The organism is Actinosynnema sp. CS-041913 (assembly GCF_050942485.1).
Lineage (GTDB): Bacteria > Actinomycetota > Actinomycetes > Mycobacteriales > Pseudonocardiaceae > Actinosynnema.
Genome location: NZ_CP192037.1, coordinates 5137557 through 5157999, shown reverse-complemented (window position 1 = coordinate 5157999; position 20443 = coordinate 5137557). Strand labels below are relative to the sequence as shown.

At 72.8% G+C, this 20443-nt stretch carries 16 protein-coding genes; 15 read left to right on the top strand and 1 reads right to left on the bottom strand.

Translation table 11 applies throughout. The features are described 5' to 3' along the window. Positions 1 to 145 precede the first annotated feature (145 nt). Genes ACQPZF_RS23655 through ACQPZF_RS23640 form a run of 4 tightly spaced genes read left to right on the top strand, consistent with a single transcriptional unit; the run spans position 146 to position 4526 of the window. A complete protein-coding gene (locus tag ACQPZF_RS23655) occupies positions 146 to 1417 on the top strand; it encodes an extracellular solute-binding protein (protein WP_433260256.1) in 1272 nt (423 codons plus the stop codon). A gap of 8 nt (positions 1418 to 1425) precedes the next feature. Next, entirely contained in the window at positions 1426 to 2316 is an 891-nt protein-coding gene (locus tag ACQPZF_RS23650; protein ID WP_433260254.1) for a carbohydrate ABC transporter permease, read from the top strand. Between the two features lie 3 nt (positions 2317 to 2319). Continuing rightward, positions 2320 to 3141: a carbohydrate ABC transporter permease gene (locus ACQPZF_RS23645; RefSeq protein ID WP_433260252.1), complete on the top strand. Its 822-nt coding sequence runs from the start codon at positions 2320 to 2322 to the stop codon at positions 3139 to 3141. Positions 3142 to 3149: 8 nt separating this feature from the next. Further along, complete coding sequence (locus ACQPZF_RS23640; RefSeq protein WP_433260250.1) at positions 3150 to 4526, top strand: GH1 family beta-glucosidase; 1377 nt, start codon at positions 3150 to 3152, stop codon at positions 4524 to 4526. 217 nt (positions 4527 to 4743) lie between these two features. On the opposite strand, the gene ACQPZF_RS23635 is transcribed toward ACQPZF_RS23640, so the two are convergent. Next, positions 4744 to 6024, bottom strand: a complete 1281-nt coding sequence (locus ACQPZF_RS23635) for a COG1470 family protein (RefSeq protein WP_433260248.1) — start codon at positions 6022 to 6024, stop codon at positions 4744 to 4746. Positions 6025 to 6214: 190 nt separating this feature from the next. On the opposite strand from ACQPZF_RS23635, the gene ACQPZF_RS23630 reads away from it, so the two are divergent. The 11 genes from ACQPZF_RS23630 to ACQPZF_RS23580 all read left to right on the top strand — a co-directional run bounded on the left by ACQPZF_RS23630 (position 6215) and on the right by ACQPZF_RS23580 (position 20335). Next, positions 6215 to 6817: a response regulator transcription factor gene (locus ACQPZF_RS23630; RefSeq protein WP_433260246.1), complete on the top strand. Its 603-nt coding sequence runs from the start codon at positions 6215 to 6217 to the stop codon at positions 6815 to 6817. 246 nt (positions 6818 to 7063) lie between these two features. Next, positions 7064 to 10159 carry a hypothetical protein gene (locus tag ACQPZF_RS23625; RefSeq protein ID WP_433260244.1) on the top strand — a complete coding sequence of 1032 codons (3096 nt, stop codon included), beginning with the start codon at positions 7064 to 7066 and terminating at the stop codon, positions 10157 to 10159. Positions 10160 to 10190: 31 nt separating this feature from the next. Further along, positions 10191 to 10895 carry a DUF4255 domain-containing protein gene (locus ACQPZF_RS23620; protein ID WP_433260242.1) on the top strand — a complete coding sequence of 235 codons (705 nt, stop codon included), beginning with the start codon at positions 10191 to 10193 and terminating at the stop codon, positions 10893 to 10895. Positions 10896 to 10955: 60 nt separating this feature from the next. Beyond that, positions 10956 to 13037 (top strand): ATP-binding protein, encoded by a 2082-nt coding sequence (locus tag ACQPZF_RS23615; RefSeq protein WP_433260240.1) that lies wholly within the window; start codon positions 10956 to 10958, stop codon positions 13035 to 13037. 331 nt (positions 13038 to 13368) lie between these two features. Next, positions 13369 to 14895, top strand: coding sequence for a phage tail sheath family protein (locus ACQPZF_RS23610; RefSeq protein ID WP_433260238.1), 1527 nt, complete (start codon positions 13369 to 13371; stop codon positions 14893 to 14895). Positions 14896 to 14943: 48 nt separating this feature from the next. Next, the gene (locus ACQPZF_RS23605; protein WP_433260236.1) at positions 14944 to 15384 is read left to right on the top strand and encodes a phage tail protein; all 441 of its coding nucleotides are present in this window, start codon (positions 14944 to 14946) and stop codon (positions 15382 to 15384) included. Further along, positions 15381 to 15848, top strand: a complete 468-nt coding sequence (locus ACQPZF_RS23600; RefSeq protein ID WP_433260234.1) for a hypothetical protein — start codon at positions 15381 to 15383, stop codon at positions 15846 to 15848. The genes ACQPZF_RS23605 and ACQPZF_RS23600 overlap by 4 nt, the downstream gene beginning before the upstream one ends. Further along, on the top strand, positions 15845 to 16003 hold the full coding sequence (locus ACQPZF_RS23595) for a DUF6760 family protein (protein ID WP_433260232.1): 159 nt from the start codon (positions 15845 to 15847) through the stop codon (positions 16001 to 16003). The genes ACQPZF_RS23600 and ACQPZF_RS23595 overlap by 4 nt, the downstream gene beginning before the upstream one ends. 2623 nt (positions 16004 to 18626) lie before the next feature. Then, on the top strand, positions 18627 to 19145 hold the full coding sequence (locus ACQPZF_RS23590; protein WP_433260230.1) for a hypothetical protein: 519 nt from the start codon (positions 18627 to 18629) through the stop codon (positions 19143 to 19145). Positions 19146 to 19167: 22 nt separating this feature from the next. After that, entirely contained in the window at positions 19168 to 19593 is a 426-nt protein-coding gene (locus ACQPZF_RS23585; protein ID WP_433260229.1) for a phage tail protein, read from the top strand. A 19-nt stretch (positions 19594 to 19612) separates the two neighbouring features. Further along, positions 19613 to 20335 carry a peptidase M23 gene (locus ACQPZF_RS23580; RefSeq protein ID WP_433260227.1) on the top strand — a complete coding sequence of 241 codons (723 nt, stop codon included), beginning with the start codon at positions 19613 to 19615 and terminating at the stop codon, positions 20333 to 20335. Positions 20336 to 20443 lie beyond the last annotated feature (108 nt).

Below are 20443 nucleotides of genomic sequence, written 5' to 3'. Positions count from 1 at the left end.
GTCGGGCACCGCGTCCGAACAGCCCCGTTGCCCGATCGGGCAACCATCCCGCAAGGAAGGGCAGACGCCGCCCCGGGCACGCCACGCGGGCCGCCGCCGGGAACACCATGGGCACCACCTGATGACTTTAGGCGGAGGAGTCCTGATGCGACGGGTGCGTGCGGGTCGATCACTGGTGACCCTGGCCACCGCGCTGGCCCTGGTCGTCGCCGGGTGCGGCGGCGGGGACGGCGACGGGAAGCTGCGGCTCACCGTGGCCACCTTCGGCGAATTCGGCTACGGGCCGCTGTTCGCGGAGTACGAGCAGGCGCACCCGGAGGTGGACGTCGTCGGCCGGGTGGCCGACTTCGACGCCCACCACAAAGGACTGATCACCGCGCTCGCGGCGGGTCGTGGCGCACCCGACGTGGTCGCCATCGAGGAGCAGTACATGCCGCGGCTGCGGCAGTCGTCGCACCAGTTCGCCGATCTGGCCGCGTTCGGCGCGGGTGACCTGCGTGACCGCTGGCCGCGGTGGAAGTGGGAGCAGGGCGTCGCCGCCGACGGGAAGTACGTGCTCGGGCTCGGCACCGACATGGGCAGCCTCGCCATGTGCTACCGGCGCGACCTGTTCGAGCGCGCGGGCCTGCCCACCGACCGGGGCGAGGTCGCGGCGCTGTGGCCGACGTGGGAACACTACGCCGACCTCGCGGACCGGTTCGCCGAGCGGGTGCCCGACGCCGAGTTCGCCGACTCGGCCGGCACGGTCTACACGGCCGTGCTCAACCAGGCGGAGGAGAACTACTTCGCCAAGGCCGACGACTCCTTCATCGGCGACACCAACCCCAACGTGCAGCGGGCGTTCGCGATCGCCGGCGCGATCGGGGCCAAGGGGCGGACCGCGAGGGTCACCACGTTCACGCAGCCCTGGAACGCCGCCATCAACCAGGGCCGCTTCGCCACCATCACCTGCCCGGCGTGGATGCTGGCCCAGATCAAGGACGCGGGCGGGGCGGGCGGCGCGGGCAAGTGGGACGTCACGGCGGTGCCCGGCGGCGGCGGCAACTGGGGCGGCTCCTACCTCGCGGTGCCCGCACAGGGCGAGCACCAGCGCGAGGCCTACCAGCTCGCCGAGTGGCTCACCGCGCCCGAGCAGCAGGAGAAGCTGTTCGTGCGGGACGGCATCCTGCCCAGCGAGCCGGAGGTCTACCGCGACCCGGTCGTGCTGGAGCACACCGACCCGTACTTCGCCGGGGCGCCCGTGGGCCGGATCTTCGCCGCCTCGTCCGACACCGTGCGGCCCAACTACCGGGGAGTCCGCGACGCCGACGTGCGGCCGGTGTTCGGCCGGGCGCTCGGCCGTGTCGAGGAGGGCTCGCAGAACGTCGAGCAGGCGTGGGAACAGGCCGTCCGCGAAGCCCGCGACATCCTCCGATAGAGGCCGTCGTGCTGTCCTCCCGCGTCGACCGCAAGGTCACGCCCTACCTGTTCGTCGCCCCGTTCTTCGTGCTGTTCGCCGTGTTCGGCCTGTACCCGCTGCTGCGCACCGCGTGGATGTCGTTGCACCGCTGGGACCTGCTCAACGGACCGGACGGGTTCACCGGGCTCGCCAACTACACCGAACTGTTCACCGACCCGCACTTCTACAACGCGCTGGGCAACACCGCGAGCATCTTCGTCGTGGCGACCGTGCCGCAGTTGGCCGCCGCGCTGGGGATCGCCGCGCTGCTGGACCGGCCCTTGTGCGGGCGCACCACGTGGCAGGCGGTCGTGCTGCTGCCCAACGTGGTGCCGGTGGTCGCGGTCGCGCTGGTGTTCACCCAGCTTTTCGGGCGCGACCAGGGCCTGGTCGCCTGGGTGCTGTCGTGGTTGGGCGCGGACCCGCTGGACTGGCAGGCCCACACGTGGTCGGCGCACCTCGGCGTCGCGCTCATGGTGATGTGGCGGTGGACCGGCTACAACGCGCTGCTCTACCTGGCCGCCATGCAGTCCGTGCCGAGGGAGCTGTACGAGGCCGCCGCGCTCGACGGGGCTTCGCGGGCGCGGGCGTTCTGGTCGGTGACCGTGCCCGGCATCCGGCCCACGCTGCTGTTCACCGCGGTCGTGTCGACGATCGGTGGTCTCCAGCTCTTCGCCGAGCCCCGGCTGTTCGGCGGCGCCAGCGCCGGCGGGAACGACCGGCAGTTCCAGACGCTGGTCATGTACCTGTACGAGAACGGGTTCGAGCGCTTCGACGCCGGCTACGCCGCGACCATCTCGTGGGTGTTGTTCCTGCTCTGCGCGGTGTTCGCGTTCGGCAACACCGCGCTGGTGCGCCGGCTCGTGGCACGGGGCTGAGGCGTGCGCCGCACCACCGGCCCGCTCGCCGCCGCGGCCCTGCTGCCGGTGCTGCTCGTCTCGCTGTTCCCGCTGTACTGGTCGGTCGTCGTGGCGTCGCACGACAACGCGGGCATCTCGGCCAGGGTGCCGCCGCTGCTCCCGGACGGCGAGCTGGCGCACAACGTCCGCGCGGTGTTCGAGGCGGTCGACTTCCAGACGGCGCTGGGCAACTCGGCGATCGTGGCGGGCACGCTCACGGTGTCGAACGTCCTGCTGTCCACGCTGGCCGGTTTCGCCTTCGCCCACCTGAGCTTCCGCGGTCGGCGGCTGCTGTTCGCGCTGACCCTCGGGTCGGTGATGGTGCCGACGCAGCTCGGCGTGGTGCCGCTGTTCGAGCTGGTGGGGTGGCTGGGCTGGTACGGCAAGCTGGAGGCGGTCGTGGTGCCGGGCCTGGTGAGCGCGTTCAGCGTGTTCTGGATGCGCCAGGCGTGCCGGGAGGCGGTGCCCCGCGAGCTGGTCGACGCCGCGCGGGTGGACGGCTGCTCGCTGCTGCGGATCTACTGGCACGTCGTGCTGCCCGCGCTGCGCCCGCACATCGTGGTGCTCGCGATGCTGACGTTCCTGGCCGCCTGGAACGACTTCTTCTGGCCGCTCGTGGTGCTGGACCCCGTCGAGTCGCCCACGGTGCAGGTCGCGCTGTCCCACCTGGCGGGCGGCTACTACACCGACTACCCGCTCGTGCTGACCGGCGCGGTGCTCGGCACGGTGCCGGTCGTCGTGCTGTTCGCGCTGCTGGCAAGACAGTTGGTCACCGGCCTCGTGCGGGGTCCGGTCAACCGGTGAGGTGGTTGATGGAACACGTTTTCCCGTCGGACTTCCTGTGGGGCGCCGCGACGGCGGCCTACCAGATCGAGGGCGCGGTGGCCGAGGACGGCCGCGGATCGTCCATCTGGGACACGTTCGCGGCCGTGCCGGGCGCGATCGTCGGCGGCGCCACCGGCGAGCCCGCCTGCGACCACTTCCGCCGCTACCGCGAGGACGTGGCGCTGCTGGACGAGTTAGGCCTGCCCGCGTACCGGTTCTCCACGGCGTGGCCGCGGGTCATGCCGGACGGGCGGACGGTGGAGCCGCGCGGGCTGGCGTTCTACGACAAGCTGGTGGACGACCTGCTCGACCGCGGCATCCGGCCGCTGGTCACGCTCTACCACTGGGACCTGCCCCAGGCGTTGCAGGACCGCGGCGGGTGGTGCGACCGTGACATCGTCCGGCGCTTCACCGACTACGCGTGCGTGGTCCACGACCGGTTGAGCGACCGGGTGGCGGAGTGGACGACGCTCAACGAGCCGTTCTGCTCCGCGTTCCTGGGCTACGGGGTCGGCGTGCACGCTCCCGGCCTGCGCGACGACGGCGCGGCGCTCGTCGCGGCGCACCACCACCTGCTCGCCCACGGGACGGCGACCCGCGTGCTGCGCGAGCGCGGCGGACCGGGGCACCGGCTGTCGATCGTGCTGAACTTCTCGCCCGCGCTGGCCGACGTCGACGACGACGCGCACCGCGACGCGGCCCGCCGGTTCGACGTGTTGCAGAACCTGTTCTTCCTGGACCCGGTGTTGGGGCGAGGGTATCCGGACGGTCTACTCGCGGACGTGGCGCACCTGGGGGCGCTGGAGCCGGCGATCCGCGACGGCGACCTGGCCACCGCCGCCACGCCGGTGGACTGGATCGGGGTCAACTACTACGCGCCGACCAGGGTCGTGCCGCTGGCCGATCCCGCCACCCCGAGCAACTGCCCGCTGCCGGGCCTGCGCGGCATGGACGTGCTGCCGCCGCGGGGGCCGCTCACGTCGATCGGCTGGGAGCAGCACCCGGAGTCGCTGACCGACCTGCTGGTGTGGCTGGGAAACCGCTGCGGCGACATCCCGCTCGTGGTGGCCGAGAACGGGGCGGCGTTCGCGGACGTCGTGGACCCGGACGGCCGGGTGCGGGACGTGCGGCGCGTTCGCTACCTGGCTTCGCACCTGCGCGCGGTGCACGCGGCCATCGGGCGCGGGGCGGACGTGCGTGGGTACCTCGCATGGTCCCTGTTGGACAACTTCGAGTGGTCCTTCGGCTACACCCAGCGGTTCGGGCTCGTGCACGTCGACTTCGCCACGCAGCGCCGCACGGTCAAGGACAGCGGCCGGTTCTACGCGCAAGTGGTGGCGGACAACGCGGTGCCGGCCGGGTGAAATCGAGGGCCGTAGCCGGTTCTTCGTAGGGGTGTCAGCGCACAACGCGGTCCCGGCCGGATGAGGCGTCGTTCCACCTGGACCCGACGGGTTCGGGGAGCCGACCGGGACGTCGCCGCACGACGTGGTCCCGCACGACCCCGACACCCGGCGTACCCTGCGCCGGGTGCCGCCGGTCGGCCGCGCCCTCCCCGAACCCTCCGGGTGGCCCATCCGCTTAGCTGTCGGGCGGCAGGTCGCCGAGTTCGCCGCTGACGTTGACCACCTGGAAGCAGTTCGGCGCCTGCTGCCCGCTGGCGGGCGTGCCGGACCGGGTGCAGTCCACCGTCGCGGTGACGGCGGCGCCCTCCGGGATGTCGATCGGCGTCACCCAGTGGTAGTCCTGGTTGCGGAACGTCTCCAGCGCGATCCAGGTGATCGGCCGGTCGCCGAACGCGATGGTGAGCACGCCCTCGTCGCCCTGGTGGTTGCCCAGCACGATGTCGGTGATCCGGAAGACCTTGCCCTCGGGCACCGTGTACGCGCCGACGCTGCGCCCGCCGCTGTCGGTGCGCACCTCGATGGTGTTGGAACTCTGCCGCCCACCACCGGTCCCGGTGCCCTGCTGCTGTCCCTGCCCTTGCCCCTGCCCGTTCTGCTGCCCGGCCTGCTGGGGCTGCTGACCGTTCTGCCCACCGGGCTGCTGGGGCGTCGGGTTCTCCTGCTGGGCCTGGGCGATCTCCTGCGCCCGGTCGTCGGCGGCTTCCCGCGCGGCGCTGCGGACGGCGGGCCGCACCAGCAGCAGCCAGGCCAGCAGGAGCGCCAGCAGCGCGGCGAGGACGGCCAGCAGCCAGCGCGGGAACACCGGGAGCTGGATCAGCTCGCCCTCCAGCTCGTGCCGGGTGACGTCCGCGCCCGCGGTGGCGGTCCCGTCCAGCCGCAGCGGCCAGTGCACGGGCTTGCCGAACCACAGCACCTTGCCGACCCGCACCCGCAGGTCCAGCTCCGTGCGGAGACCGGGCTCGATCGTGACCGGCCGGTCCGCCACCGTGTAGGTGAGCTGGTCGTCGGCTTCCGGCGCGCTCAGCGCCACGGCCACCGGGGTGTTGCCCGCGTTGTGCACCTCCACGTGGTAGCGGGCGCTCCGCCAGGCGCGGCGGCGTTCCGGGACCAGCTCGGCGCGCTGCTCGGCGAACGGCTCGATCACCACGGTCGTCTCGGTCACCACCACCGACTGGGGCCGCTCGGCGGGGAGCACCCGCACACCCAGCGGCACCTCTCCCGCGCGCACCGCCGGCGACCGCGGCGGGCTCAGCCGCACGGTCACCTGTCCGGAGGTGCCGGGGTACAGCGACAGCCGGGCCGGCTCCACACCCGTCCACGGTGCGCACTCGCCCACCACCTCGAACCCGTACGCCTCGACGATGTCGCTGTCGTTGCGCACCGTCATTGTCGTGCTGGTCTCCTGGCCGGGCGTGACGACCACTGTGGGGAGACCGAATTCCGTCGTTGCGGTCACAACGGCCAAAGATAGGGACGACGCCCGGCCCGCCGGCAGGGAGAAAAGGGCACTGTGCGGGCAATCCAGTGCACTCGCGCCCCGGCCGGCTGCCCCTGCTCGCCACCGCTGGGCACGATGGTCCCACCAGGGCCGCCGGGGCCTAGGGGTGCGAAGGGGGCCGGCAGTGAAAACGAGAATTCCAGTCGCAGTGTACACAGAGGACCCGGTTCTGCGCACCGGTGTGGTCCAACTCCTCCGCCCGCGACCGGAGGTCGAGGTGCTGGACCCGCAGGACGAATCCCGCGCACTGGTGTCGTTGGTGGTGGTGGACGAAGTGGACGACGTGGTGGCCCGGCTGCTGCGCCGGTTACAGCGCTCGTCCACGACCCGCACCGGCGTGGTCGTCGGCCGGTTCGACCAGGACGCGTTGCAGACCACTGTGGACTGTGGCGTGTCGGCGGTGGTGCGCCGCGGCGAGGCCGACCAGAACCGTCTCATCGGAACGGTCGTGGCGCTGGCCAAGGGCGAGGCCGTGCTGCCCGGCGACCTGCTGGGCAGGCTGCTGGACCACGTCGGCAGGCTGCAACGCAGCGTGCTGGACCCCAATGCGCCCACGCTGTCCACGCTGACGCCACGCGAGGCGGACATGCTGCGGCTGATCGCGGAGGGCTTCGACACCGCCGAGATCGCGACCAAGATGTCCTTTTCGGAGCGGACGGTGAAGAACGTCCTGCACGAGGTGAACACCCGGCTGAACCTGCGCAACCGAGCCCACGCCGTGGGCTACGTGATGCGGCATGGCCTGATCTGACGCGGGTTGCCGTGCGCGACCGCGCCCACGGGGTGGGCTACGCCGTGCGGCACGGCCTGATCTGACGCCGGTTGCCCGTGCGCGACCGCGCCCACGCGGTGGGCTACGTGATGGGGCACGGCCTGATCTGACGCGGGTTGCCCGGAAGCACCCGCTCCTGTCCTCGACTTTGCCCGCGCGAGCCTCGCCGCGGCCCGCCGAGCACGGCGACGATTCCCACGAGGTCCGCCACCGGAGGTGTGTGAGTTGTCCAACTGGGTGAGAAACCGAGCCGTCGTCACGACGGCCGCCGTGGTCGCGCTGTGCGGGGCGATCGTGGTGGTGCGCGCGGCCACCACGCAGGCCCCGGCGGTGGCGCAGCAGGACGACCCGCGGGCCGCGGGCCGCATCGCCTTCGCGGGTACCGGTCACCGCGGCATCGGCGTGGTGGCCGACCCGGTGCCCGACCAGCCGGGGACGAGCGCGCCGCTGGCGGGCGACGGGCCCGCGCACTTCGACGACCACGTCTCGGCGCGCGGCGACCTGGTGGTGTTCACCAGCCTGCGCGACGAACGTCGGCCGCAGGTGTACCTGCGCACCCCGGACGGCTCCGTGCGCAGGCTCACCACCGGCCGCGACGCCGCCCACCCGCAGCTCTCCCCGGACCTGCGGTCGGTGGTGTTCGACTCCGCCGCCGACGGGCAGCGCGACCTGTGGGTCGTGGGCGTCGACGGGACCGGCGCGCGTCAGCTCACCACCAGCCCCGACGACGACGAGACGTGGCCGACGTTCTCCCCGGACGGCAGGCAGATCGCGTTCTCCGCCGACCGCGACGGCGCCCCGGAGCTGTACCGGCAGCCGCTGGCCGGCGGCAGCGCGGTGCGGGTGACCGACGAACCCGACGGCGCGGCGGTCGAACCGGCCTGGAACCCGGTGGACGACCGCATCGCCTACACCCTGGACCGCGGCGCGGGCACGCCCACCCAGCTCCGGGTGCTCGACGGCGGGGATGTCGGCGTCCCGGTGCTCGGCGGCGAGCAGGCCGGGTGGCGCGGCCACTGGCCTGCCTGGAAGCCCGACGGGGACGGCCTGCTGTTCCTCAGCTTCGACCAGACGTGCTCGTGCCCGGCCGACCCGAACGTGGAGAAGGTCTACCAGGTCGACACCGGAACGGGGCTGCCGGTCACGGCCGCGCCCGGTCTGCTGCTGGCCGAGGACCGCCACCTCTCGTCGCCCGCGTGGTCGGTGATCGGCGGGCAACGGCTGCTGGTGTCGCGGACGACCGCGGCCACCCGCTTCACCGCCACCCTCCAGGACGTCCGGCCGGACGGCGTGGACCCGCGCGACCTCGGTGTCGAGGTGCTGCGCGAGGACCCGGACAGCGTCACGGACCCGAACCTGATGTTCTACCCGCGGGACGGGTACGACCCGTGGACGCAGCGGCAGACCTACTCGCCGGACGGGCGGCGGATCGTGGTGACCCGGTTCGAGGACGTCGACGGCTCGCGGGTGCAGCGGCTCTGGCTGGTGGACGCCGACGGCGGCGACCCGCGCCGGCTCCCGGTCGCCGACCGCGCGGCGTCGGACTGGGAGTTCGACCCGGTGTGGTCGCCCGACGGCCGGTTCGTCGCCTTCGCCCGCCGCTCGCCCGGCGGGGTGCCGGGCCGGGGCGCCGGGTCGAGCCGGGTGGTCGTCGTGGAGGTGGCGACCGGCGCGGTGGTCGGGAACCTGAGGCCACCGCCCGAGGTCGCCGACCGGGAGGACACCCAGCCCGCGTGGTCGCCGGACGGTGAGACCCTCGCGTTCACCAGGGGCGTGATCCGCGACCCCGGGACGCCCACCGAGGTCCGCGACAACCACGTGTGGACCGCGCGGGCGCGGACCCTGGACGGGCAGCGCGACGTCTCGGCGGCGGTCTGCGGGTCGGACTGCCGGGTGACCGACGACAGCTCGGCGTTCCGCCCGGACAGCGGCGCCCTGGTGTTCAACCGCGAGTTCGACGGCCTGGTGGAGGTCTCGCTCGGCGACGACCGGTGCCGCGTGCTGCAGCCGAGGGGGCAGAGTAGCTGCTCGACGCCGTTGACCGCGCCCCCCGCGGGGCCGTTCCAGCCGAGGGACGCGGCGTACTCGCCGGACGGCGACCGGATCGTGGTCACCACCCGTCGGCAGGGCGACGCCCGCTCGCCGGAGGAGCTGGCCGTCCTCGACCCGGCGGAGGGCGGGCTCGACCGGATCACGCGTGACCTGCCCGGCAGGCAGAAGGAGCCGACCTGGCAGCCGTCGGTGGACCTGGCGGTGGAGGCGCCGGCCTCCGTGCCGGACCTGGACACCGGCGCCACCACGACCGCGACCGTGACGGTGGCCAACCGGGGCCCGGCGACCTCGCCCGGCACCACGCTGACCTTCGCGGTGCCGACGGGCGTCCGGGTGGCCGAGGTGCGGCCGGACCGCGGCACGTGCGACGCCGCCGCGCTGCGGTGCGAGCTGGGCGCTGTGGAGGACGGCACGAGCGTGCGGATCGCCGTGGACCTGGTCGGCGTGACGCCCGGCCGGCGGCGGGTGACGTGGTCGGTGGCGGGCGACGTGCTGGACGTGCGGCCGTCGGACAACTCGGCGGAGACCGAGATCCCCGTGCGCGACCCGGCTCCCTCGCCCTCGCCGACACCGCCGTCCACGCCGACCCCCACGCCGTCCCCGCCGCCCCCACCGCCGCCGCCGTTGGCAGGTCCCGGCGTGACCGTGGTGGTGCAGCCAGATCCGTCCTATGTGGGCGGTAGCGCGACCGCGAGCTACACCGTGCGCAACACGGGTGGCGCCTTGGCGACCGGGCTGCGCCTGGACTTCGGGCTGCCCGAGCGGGTGCCCGTGGCGGCGCTGCCGCCGGGGTGCTCGGCGGCAAGCTGCGCGCTGCCCGACCTGGCGCCCGGCGCCGCGCAGGTCGTGCAGGTGGTGTTCGCGCCGGACGCGCCCCTGGAGACCACCGTGGGCGGTGTGCTGCGGACCAGCGGAACGGACGCCGATCCCGCCGACAACACGGCGACCGCGCCGATGCGGGTGCTCCTGCCGCGCATCGTGGCCGTGCCGCCGATCGGCGAGCCCGGCTTCGTGACCTCGGTGCGGGGCGTGGACTTCCCGCCCGGCACGCCGGTGCGGCTCACCTGGTCGCCCGGCATCACCGCGGCGGCGGCGCCCACGATCCCGCGCGCGGACGGCGGGTTCGCCGCGCAGCTCCTGATCCTGGCCAAGGACCAGACCGGGCCGCGCACCATCACCGCGACCGGCGCCGGCTTCCGCCCCGCCACCACTCCGTTCCTCGTCGTGACGGGCTCGATCGGGCCGCCGGACATGGTGCGGCGCAGGTGACGGCGGCCCGGACGACGAGGAGGAGGTAATCGTGATCCACGAGGTGGACGAGGGGATCCGCCGGCTGCTCGTCGCCGGCGGCGTGCCCGGAGACCGCGGCGACCTGGCGTTCGACGCGCCGACCACGGACTGGACGGCCCGGCGCAACGCACCCACGGTCAACGTGTTCCTCTACGACATCCGGGAGGACCTGTCCCGGCGGAACGCGGGCAACACCGAGGTGTACGACGAGGACGGCATGCTCGTGGGGCTGCGCGGGGCGGCGCGCTGGTTCGAGCTGTCCTACCTGGTCACCGCCTGGACCAACCGGCCGCAGGACGAGCACCGCCTGCTGTCCGAGGTGCTGGCGTGCCTGGTGCGCGTCGAACGGCTGGCCACCGAGTGGCTCACCGGGTCGCTGGCCGAACTCGGCCTGTCGGTCGCGGTGCAGGCCGCCGGGCCGCTGCCGGAGGGCCGCTCGTCCAACGACGTGTGGTCCGCGCTCGGCGGCGAACTCAAGCCCGCGGTCAACCTGAAGGTCGTCTCGCCGCTGGCGGGGGAGTGGACGCCCACCGGACCGCCGGTGACCGAGGGCATGGTGTTGCAGTCCGTGCCCCAGGCGGAGCAGGTGCCGACGAGCGGCGGCCGGCGGCTGCGTTACGACGGACCGACCACGGCGGAGGGCGAGGGTTTCGCGGTGCCCAGGTCACGGCCGCTGCCCACCGGCAGGCGCCGCCGCGGCGAGCCGATCCGATGACCGCCGAGCTGTTCCGGCGAACCGATCCCAGGGTGCCGACGTGGCTGGAGTGCTGATCCGATGACCGCGGAAGTGTCCGAGAGCGCTGTTCCGATGACCGTCGACGAGGCGGACCTGGTCTACCTGTGGGGTCGGCTGGGCGCGGTCGAGCGGCGGGTTCGGCAGGCGGTGACGGCGCGGCTGGCGGCCGACCCGACCGCCGACGACCCGTTCCGCGGCCTCTACCTCACCCCGGAGGCCGTGCGGCGGGTGCTGGACGCGCCCCGCCGGCCCCGGCTCGTCCCGCTGGAGGACGACCCCCACCTCGACCCGCCGACCGACGCCGCGCCCGGTCCCCGGCTGCTCGAACTGGCCCGCGACTTCCACCTCGACCGGCTGGACGTGGAGTTCCTGCTGGTCGCCATGGCGCCGGACGTCGACGCCCGGTTCGAACGGCTCTACGGCTACCTGAACGACGACGTGACCCGCCGCCGGGCGACCGTGGGCCTGGCGCTGGAGCTGTGCGGTACGCCGGCGGCGGGTGCGGGCCGGTTCCGGTTCTCGCCCACCTCGCACCTCGTGGCGGGCGGCTTGGTCGAGGTGCACGAACCGGACCTGCCCGCACTGTCCAGGGTGCTGCGCGTGCCCGACCGCGTGGTCGCCCACCTGCTCGGCGACGACGCGCCCGACCAGGCGGTGACCGGCCTCGCCCACGTGGTCGCCGCGGACCCCGGTCCCGAGGACGGCTTCGCCCGCCGGGTCGGCGCCGCGCTGCGGTCCGGGATCGGCCTGGTCCACCTGCGTGACACCGCCGGCGACGGCGGTCGGACGGCGGTGGGCGCGCTGGCCGCCGCCGGCCGCGGCGCGGTGGTGCTGGACGCGGTCGCGCTGCTCGACCGGGACCGGCCCGCGCTGGCCCAGGTCGTCCGGGAGGCGAGGCTGCGCGGCGCGGGGCTCGTGCTCGGGCCGGTCGAAGCGCTCGCGCCCGAACGGGTCCGGCTGCTGCGCGAGGTGACGACGCTGGCGGGCGACCTGCCGCTGATCGTCCACGGCAGGCAGCACTGGGATCCGACGTGGACCGCCCGTCCCGCGGTCTCGCTGCCCGTCCCGCCGCTGGACGCCGACCGCCGCTCGGCCCGGTGGGAGCGGACGCTGACCGACGTGACCGGCACGCCACCGACAGCCGCGCTGCTGACGTCCCTCGGCGGCTACCGGATCGGGGTGGACGAGGTGGACCGGGCGGTGTCCGTCGCCACCCGGCTGGCGGTGCTGGACGGCCGGCCGGTCGCGCCGGAGCACCTGCGCGCCGGGGTGCGGGCGCAGAACGGCGCGGGGCTGGACCGGCTGGCCCGCCGGATCGTCCCGGCCGTCGGCTGGGACGACCTGGTGCTGCCCGAGCCGACCCGGCGGCAGTTGGGCGAGCTGGTGCTGCGCGCCCAGCACCGGGAGCGGGTGCTGGGCCAGTGGCGGATGCGCCCCGGCGGCGGTCGGGGGCACGGGGTGGTGGCGTTGTTCGCGGGGGAGTCCGGCACCGGCAAGACGATGTCCGCCGAGGTCGTCGCGGCCGAGATCGGGATGGACCTGTACGTGGTGGACCTGTCCACGGTGGTGGACAAGTACGTCGGCGAGACGGAGAAGAACCTGGAGCGGATCTTCACCGAGGCGGCCGGCGTGCACGGGGTGCTGCTGTTCGACGAGGCGGACGCGGTGTTCGGCAAGCGCTCCGAGGTCCGGGACGCGCGTGACCGGTACGCCAACGTGGAATCGGCGTACCTGTTGCAGCGCATGGAGTCCTTCGACGGAATCGCGGTGCTGACCACCAACATGCGGTCCAATGTGGACGAGGCGTTCACCCGGAGGATCGACGTGATCGCGGAGTTCCCGGTGCCCGACGCCGAACAGCGGCTGGCGCTGTGGGACCGCTGCCTGGGCAGCGCCATGCCCCGCGGTGACGACCTGGACCTGGCGTTCTGCGCCGAGCGCTTCGAGCTGGCGGGCGGGTCGATCCGGGCGTGCGCGGTGACCGCCGCCTACCTCGCCGCCGCGGCCGACCGACCGGTCCTGATGGCCGACGTGGTCGCCGCGGTCCACCAGGAGTACCGCAAGCTCGGCAGGCTGGTGCAGGAGCACGAGTTCGGGTCCTACCTCGCCACGCACCCCTGAGCCCGCGACCGACCCCGGCCACACGCTCCGAGCCCGCGACCGACCCCGGCCACACGCTCCGAGCCCATGACCTACCGGCCGCGCATCTCGGAGCCCATGACCTACCGGCCGCGCGCCTGAGTCCGGGTCGTCTCCCACCGTCCGCCAGTGGGAAATGACCCGGACTCATTGCCATCCGCGAAAAGTCCATTATGGACTTTCCAAGTACCTGTTGCCCCAAAGGGCAATGGCCTGCCCCCGACCGAGGGTCGGCGGACCTGCCGCCGTGCCGCGGCGGCGAGGACGCTGGTGACACCAGAGCGGGAGCAGCGAACACCAGACAGGAGCGACCATGCCGCAGTACCTCTCACCCGGCGTGTACGTGGAGGAGGTCCAGTCCGGGGCACGACCGATCGAGGGGGTCGGCACCGCGGTGGCCGCCTTCGTCGGCTTCGCCGAGCACGGACCCTTCCACCAGGCCACCCTGGTGGCGAACTGGAACCAGTACGTGCAGCTCTTCGGCGGTTTCATCGAGGACGCCTACCTCCCGCACGCCGTCTACGGCTACTTCGCCAACGGCGGCGGCGCGGCGTACGTGGTGCGCGTCGGCGGCCCGCAGGCGGGCACCGAATCCAAGCCCCCCACCCCGAACCCGGTGCAGCTCGGCGGGTTGCGGGTCGCCGCGCTGCCCGGCGCGGGCGGCGACGTCACCGTCGAGGTGGTCGACGCCGACGGCGAGAACCCGGCGGACGACCGCTTCAAGCTGCTGGTCCGCCAGAACGGCAAGGTCGTGGAGACCTATGACGTCTCCACCCGCAAGAACGTCAAGAGCTACGTGGTCACCCAGGTGTCGGAGCGCTCGAAGCTGATCGAGATCACCGACCAGGCGAGCGGCGCGCTGGCCCGGCCGGAGAAGCAGTCGGTGTCGCTGCCCGTCGCGGGCTCGGACGGCGCGGCGCTCCCCGCCGTGGTCGACGCCCAGGAGTACCTGGGCGATCCCGAGGCCCGCACCGGGTTCGGCGGCCTGGAGAGCATCGACGAGGTGACCATGGTGGTCACGCCCGACCTGATGGCCGCCTACCAGCGCGGCATGCTCGACCTCGAAGGCGTCAAGACCGTGCAGCTTGCGATGATCTCGCACTGCGAGCAGATGGGCGACCGGGTCGCCGTGCTGGACCCGCCGCCCGGCCTGTCCGCGCAGCAGGTGCGCAAGTGGCGCATGGAGGACGCCAACTACGACTCCCGCTACGCGGCCTTCTACTACCCGTGGATCAAGGTCTTCGACCCGGCCGGCGGGCGGAACATCATGGTGCCGCCGTCCGGTCACATCGCCGGCGTGTGGGCCCGCAACGACGCGGAGCGCGGCGTGCACAAGGCGCCCGCGAACGAGGTGATCCGCGGCGCGGTGGACCTCGAACTCGGGCTGAGCAAGAGCGAGCAGGACCTGCTCAACCCGATCGGGGTGAACTGCGTGCGCGCGTTCCCCGGTCGCGGCATCCGGATCTGGGGCGCCCGCACGCTGTCCTCCGACCCGGCCTGGCGCTACCTCAACGTGCGGCGGCTGTTCAACTTCCTGGAGGAGTCGATCCTGATCGGCACCCAGTGGGTCGTCTTCGAGCCCAACGACGACCGCCTGTGGTCCAGCATCCGGCGCAACATCACCGCGTTCCTCACCGAGCAGTGGCGGCAGGGCGCGTTGTTCGGCCGCACCCCGTCGGAGGCGTTCTACGTCAAGTGCGACCGGGAGAACAACCCCCAGGAGTCCATCGACCTCGGCCAGGTCATCTGCGAGATCGGCGTGGCGCCGGTCAAGCCCGCGGAGTTCGTGGTTTTCCGGCTGTCGCAGTTCTCCGACAGCACCAGCCTCGTCAACGAGTGAGCCACCGGCACGGTCCGGGGCACGTGAACCAGAAAGGCGACTGCGTCCATGGCAGAAGGCGATGCTCTTTCCACTCATATCTTCGGCGTGCAGCTCGGCGGCTTCATGGTCGAGTCACTCCAGGAGGTCAGCGGGCTCACCGTGGAGGAGGACGTGGTGGAGGTGTCCCAGGTGACACCCACCGGCAAGCCGATCCTCCGCAAGCAGCCCGGCGCGCAGAAGGGCGGCGAGGTCACCCTCACCAGGGGGCTCGACATCAGCGAGGAGTTCACCAAGTGGCTCAAGGAGACCCTGGAGAAGGGCGCGGTTGCCGCGGCCCGGCAGAACGTCACGATCGAGGTCAAGGACTCCGAGCAGAACACGGTCCGGCGCATGCAGCTCATGAACGCGTGGGCCAGCAAGTGGGAAGGCCCGACGCTCAAGGCCGGTGAGTCCAGCGCCGCGACGGAGAAGGTGACCCTCGTGTTCGAGGAGATCAAGGTCGAATGAGGCGCCGGACGATCGGCCTCGACCAGCTCGACGAGCTGGTGGACGAGACCAAGAAGCAGCCGCCGGAACGGACGGCCCCCACCGGGGGCCACGGGTTGCGCACGGTGTTCGACTTCGAGCTGCCCCGCGGCTACGTCGACTCGAACGGCGAGGTGCACCGGCACGGAAAGATGCGCCTGGCCACCGCGCGGGACGAGCTGCGACCGCAGATCGACCTGCGGGTCAAGGAGAACCCCGGCTACCTCAGCGTGGTGCTGCTCAGCCAGGTCATCACGGAACTGGGCGGGGTCAACGAGGTGCACGCCGGCGTCGTCGAGCAGATGTACGCCACCGACATCGCGTTCCTCCAGGACTTCTACCGGCGCATCAACAGCGAAGGCCACACGCGCGCCGGGGTGTCCTGCCCGTCGTGCGGCACGGCGTTCGAAGTGGACCTCGCCGGTGGTCGCCTGGGGGAATCGTGACGTACGCGGCCGAACGGCTGCTGGAAGAGGTCGCGTACGTGGCCTACCACTTCCACTGGGCGCGCGAGGAGATCCTCGACCTGGAGCACCACGAGCGGCGGCGCTGGGTCGGGGAGATCGCGCGCATCAACACGAGGGTGAACGAAGGGAGGTGAACCGATGTCCTTCTGGGACAGGTTCCGCGGACGCAAGCGGGCCGAGGCGCAGGCGGAACCGGTCGCGGCGGAACGCCCGGCACGTCCGGCGTGGGACGGCGGCTGGCGCGCCGTCCCACCGCTGGGCGGGGTGATCCAACGCGACAGCGTCGCGGTCGGCGACGGCTTGCGCTTCCGGAACCGGTTGACCTCCTGGCAGGACCACACGTTCGGCGGCACCGGACTGGGCCACGCGGTCGATCCGGCGGCTCCGGCGGGTGTGCTGCACGGCGTGGCCGTGCAGCGTGCGGTGGAACGGGGTGAGCACCGCTCGGACAGCGGCGCTCTGCCGGTGGTGTCGTGGCCGGATGTCCAGGAACGGCCGGGATCGGTCTTCGCGGCGGTGGAGCGGCCGGCAGCCGTGCCGCTCACCCCGCTCGCGCCGCCGCTGACGACGGCCAAGCGACCCGCCGGCCCGGCTCGGCGGGTGCCGGTCGCACCATCTTCGCCGGCCACCCCGCCTCCTGTCAGGGGGCGGGGTGGCGCTGGAGCGGCTGTGGGCGGTGGTGCGGGTGGTGGTGTGGGCGGCGGTGCGGACGCGGTCGCCGCGAGGGGTGTGGCCGCGAGGGGTGTGACCGCGGACAAGGGCGCGGGCACCGCGCCCGGCCCGGGGACCGGTGTGGCGACGGGGCCGGCTGCGACTGTTCAGCCTGCGACTGTTCGGCCTGCGGTGCAGCGACTTGGCCCTGCCGGCGGAGGTTCGGAAGCTGCGCCTGTGGTGCAGCGACTTGAGGCTGCCGGCGAAGGTGGGGCAGCTCGGCTCGTCGTGCAGCGTCTTGAAGTTGCCGGTGGGGCGGGTCAGGTTCCTCCCGTCGTGCCGCGACTTGAGGCCGGTGGGGACGTTCTTCCTGCTGTGCAGCGGGTCGAAAAGGTCGGTGGCACAACCGCGCCGGTTCCCGGTGCCGCGCCAGTGGTGCGGCGAACCGAGGAGAAGCCGCCGAAGGCCGCCGGACCCCGATCCGCGCCGATGTTGGGTGAGCCGCTGGCCCAGATGCCCGCCAGCGCCTCGCCCCTGACCGGCGGGTCGTCGCCGACTCCCCGAGCCGCTGTCACCGGCGCTGCACCACCGGCCCGGCCGGTGGTGCAGAAAGCTCCCGAGTCGCGCCCGGTGGTGCAAAGTGCTTCGGCGTCGCCGGTGTCGCCGACAGCGCCGATGCCGGTGCCGGTGGTGTCCGGACAAGGGAATGCCTCTGGGTCTGGGAACCCTGCGGTGCAGCGCGAAGTGAAGTCGGCGAGTGCGCCGGACCGGGTGGATGTTCCCGTTCACCCGATATCGGCTGTGTCGCAGAAGATCGTGCCCACTGCGGATGCCGTGGTGCAGCGCGAGGTCGCGAGTCGGGGGGAGCCGGTGAACCCCTTGCTCGGTCAGGGCCCGAGCACGGCCGAGCGGGGGCAGGGTGTGCCTGTGACCCCGAGCAGGTGGGACGCGACGCCGTCCGGTCACGGGTCGGGAAGTCCCGCGCTCGCAGCACCGGTCGCCCGCGTCAGGGTCGGGCTGGGACAACAGCTCTCGGCGATGCCCGTCACGGCGACCACCGAAAACGTCGCCAGGAAGGCCGGGGCCGCCGATTCGCCGAGTCCGGCACCGGTGCAGCGCAGCACCCGCTCCGTCGAGACCCTGCGGACAGCGCCGCGATCGGGCAACCTGCCCGTGGTCCCGGTGACCCGGCTGCTGCCACGGACACCACTACAACGGGCCGCGACGACCGACGCCCCCGCCGTGCACGGCACGACACCTGCCATTCGACACAGCGTTGAAGGAGCGCCCGCGAGCCGGCAGGCGACCATCGCACCGCAGGGGACCTCCGACGCCGATGGGGCAAAGCAAGCCGTCGGACCGGTCGCTCATGGACGGTCTTCGGGCGGCACCGCGAATCCGTCGGTGCAGCGCAGTGCCGGCTCCGCTCGTCCGACAAGCCATCCGACAAGCCATCCGGCAAGCCAGCCGATGGCTTCGCCCCTGGCGAGCTGGCCAACGGCCCCGACTTTGGCAACCCAGCCGACGGCTCCGACTTTGGCAACCCAGCCGACGGCTCCGACTTTGGCAACCCAGCCGACGGCTCCGCTCCTGGCGGACCGGCCGCTGACCCCGCGCCTGCGAGTGGAGGCGACCGACCGCACAGCACCGGCCGCTCCCCGGCAACGCCCGGTGGTCCAGCCGCGCTGGCAGCCGATGCGGGCGCAGTTGGAGGAACCCGCTCCCTCCACCACGCCCGCCAAGGCTGCGCCCAGGTCGTCGGCACCCGTGCAGCGCACGGCGGTCCGGAACCCGTCCCCGCGCCGAACGCCGGCGTCGGGCACAGTCGCGCAACGGCCGGCGTCCGACACGTCGGTGCGACGGGGATCCGCACCGGACTCTGCCGCGCGGTCGACGCCCGCACGAGCCGAGACCGTGCAACGTTCGACATTGCCGAACACGGTCCCGCAAGCAACGCCCACGCAAGCCGATACCGCACACCGTTTGCCGACCACCGCCCCGCAGGCAACACCGTCGCAAGCCGATACCGCACACCACCCGCCAAGCGCCGCCCCACAAGCGAAACCCGTACAGCGCGCGGCGAGACACACGCCAGTGCAGAGGGTCGTGCGCGTACGACCACCCGACGACGGCGCGGCGCGGATCTCCGCGCCGCTGGTCGTGGCAGCGCATCCACCGTCGACACCGGCGCCTCCCAGCGCCTCCCCGGCGTCGGGCTCGGGGCCGCGAACCGGCGCGATCCCGGCCGGCCCGACCGCCGTGCAGCGGCAGCCGACCGGTGACAAGGGTCCGCCGTCCGGGCCGCAGGGCTTCCGCATCACCAACCCGACCGTCGTGCAGCGGATCGGACCCGCCGTCAACCCGGCCGTCGCCGGCCCGTCGAGGCCCACCTCGGCCCCTTCGTCCTCCGCCACGCCTGCCCCGGCGTCCACCGTGCCCGCGACTCCCTCCACAGTGGACGGCGAATTGCCCACCACGAACCGTCTGACGCTCACCGGCGAAGGCGCGTCCGACAACCTCGACAAGCTTGCCCGCATGCTGATCGACCCGGTTGCCAGGCTGCTGCGCGCCGAGTTGCGCGCCGGCCGCGAGCGCGCCGGCCGCCTGCACGACCGACGCCGCTGACCCGGCACGACAGGAGAACCCGATGACCGACACCGTCTTCGCCAGCAGCGTCTTCTTCCAGCTATCCATAGCGGGCAACGACCTGGGCGCCTTCCACACCTGCGACGGGCTGGGCGCGCAGGTCGAGGTCGAGCAGTTCACCGAGGGCGGCAACAACGGGTTCACCTGGCAGCTCCCGTCCCGGATTACCTGGTCCAACATCACCATGACGCGGCCGGTCACCGCCGACTCGGCCAAGATCCTCAAGTGGGTCAACGAGATCGTCCAGCGGGCCGAGCGCAAGGACGGCGAGATCGTCGCGCTCGCGCCGGATCTGACGCCGATCGTGCGGTGGCAGGTGCTGGGCGTCATCCCGATCCGCTGGCAGGGGCCGTCGTTCGACCCGGGCCAGTCGCAGGCCGCCGTGGAGACCCTGGAGTTCGCCCACGAGGGCCTCCAGGCGTCGTGACGCGGAAGGAAACCACGTCGTGCCAGGGAAACCCGGGGCGAGCCTGGTCAAGGCCCGCCTGGTGATCATGGAACCGCCCGCCAAGGTCGGCGCGAAACCGGGATCGAAGATGTCCACCGTCAAGTTCCAGTTCAACCCCGGCACGCTGGCGTTGTCCAAGTCCGTCGAGTGGCGCCGCCAGCCCTCGCGGATGGCCGGCCAGACGTCGATGCCGGAGTTCGTCGGCAGCGGACCGCGCACGCTCAGCGTGGACGTCTTCCTCGACGCCACCGCCACCCACGACAACTCCGTGGAAGCGGGCGTGGAGAAGCTGATGGTGGCCTGCGTGCCCACCAAGAAGAGCATCCGGAAGAAGACGCCCGCCAGCCCGTGGGTCCGCTTCGAGTGGGGCACCGCCAAGTCGGTCTCCTTCGACGGCGTGCTGTCCAGCCTGTCGGTCGCCTACTCGCTGTTCGACGTGGACGGCAAGCCGCTGCGCGCCACGTGCTCGCTGTCGATCGAGGAGGCGGGCGTCGACACGCCCCGCCAGAACCCGACGTCCGGGTCGCGCGAGGCCCGCCGGACGCACCGCGTGGTCGCCGGCGACAGCCTGCCGCAGTTGGCCTGGCGCGAGTACGGCGACGCGGAGGCGTGGCGCGTCATCGCCGAGGCCAACGGGATCGACGACCCGCTGGTGCTCGTGCCCGGCGGGGAGCTGCTGCTGCCCGGCATCGAGGACGTCGACCCGGAACCGGAGGAGTGACGATGTCGAACCGCTGGTGTGCACCGCCGAACCAAGCCGGCCGCACCCGACCTGCCCCGTCCCGACGACCAGCCCTGGCCACCCGACCTGCCCTGTCCGGACAACCTG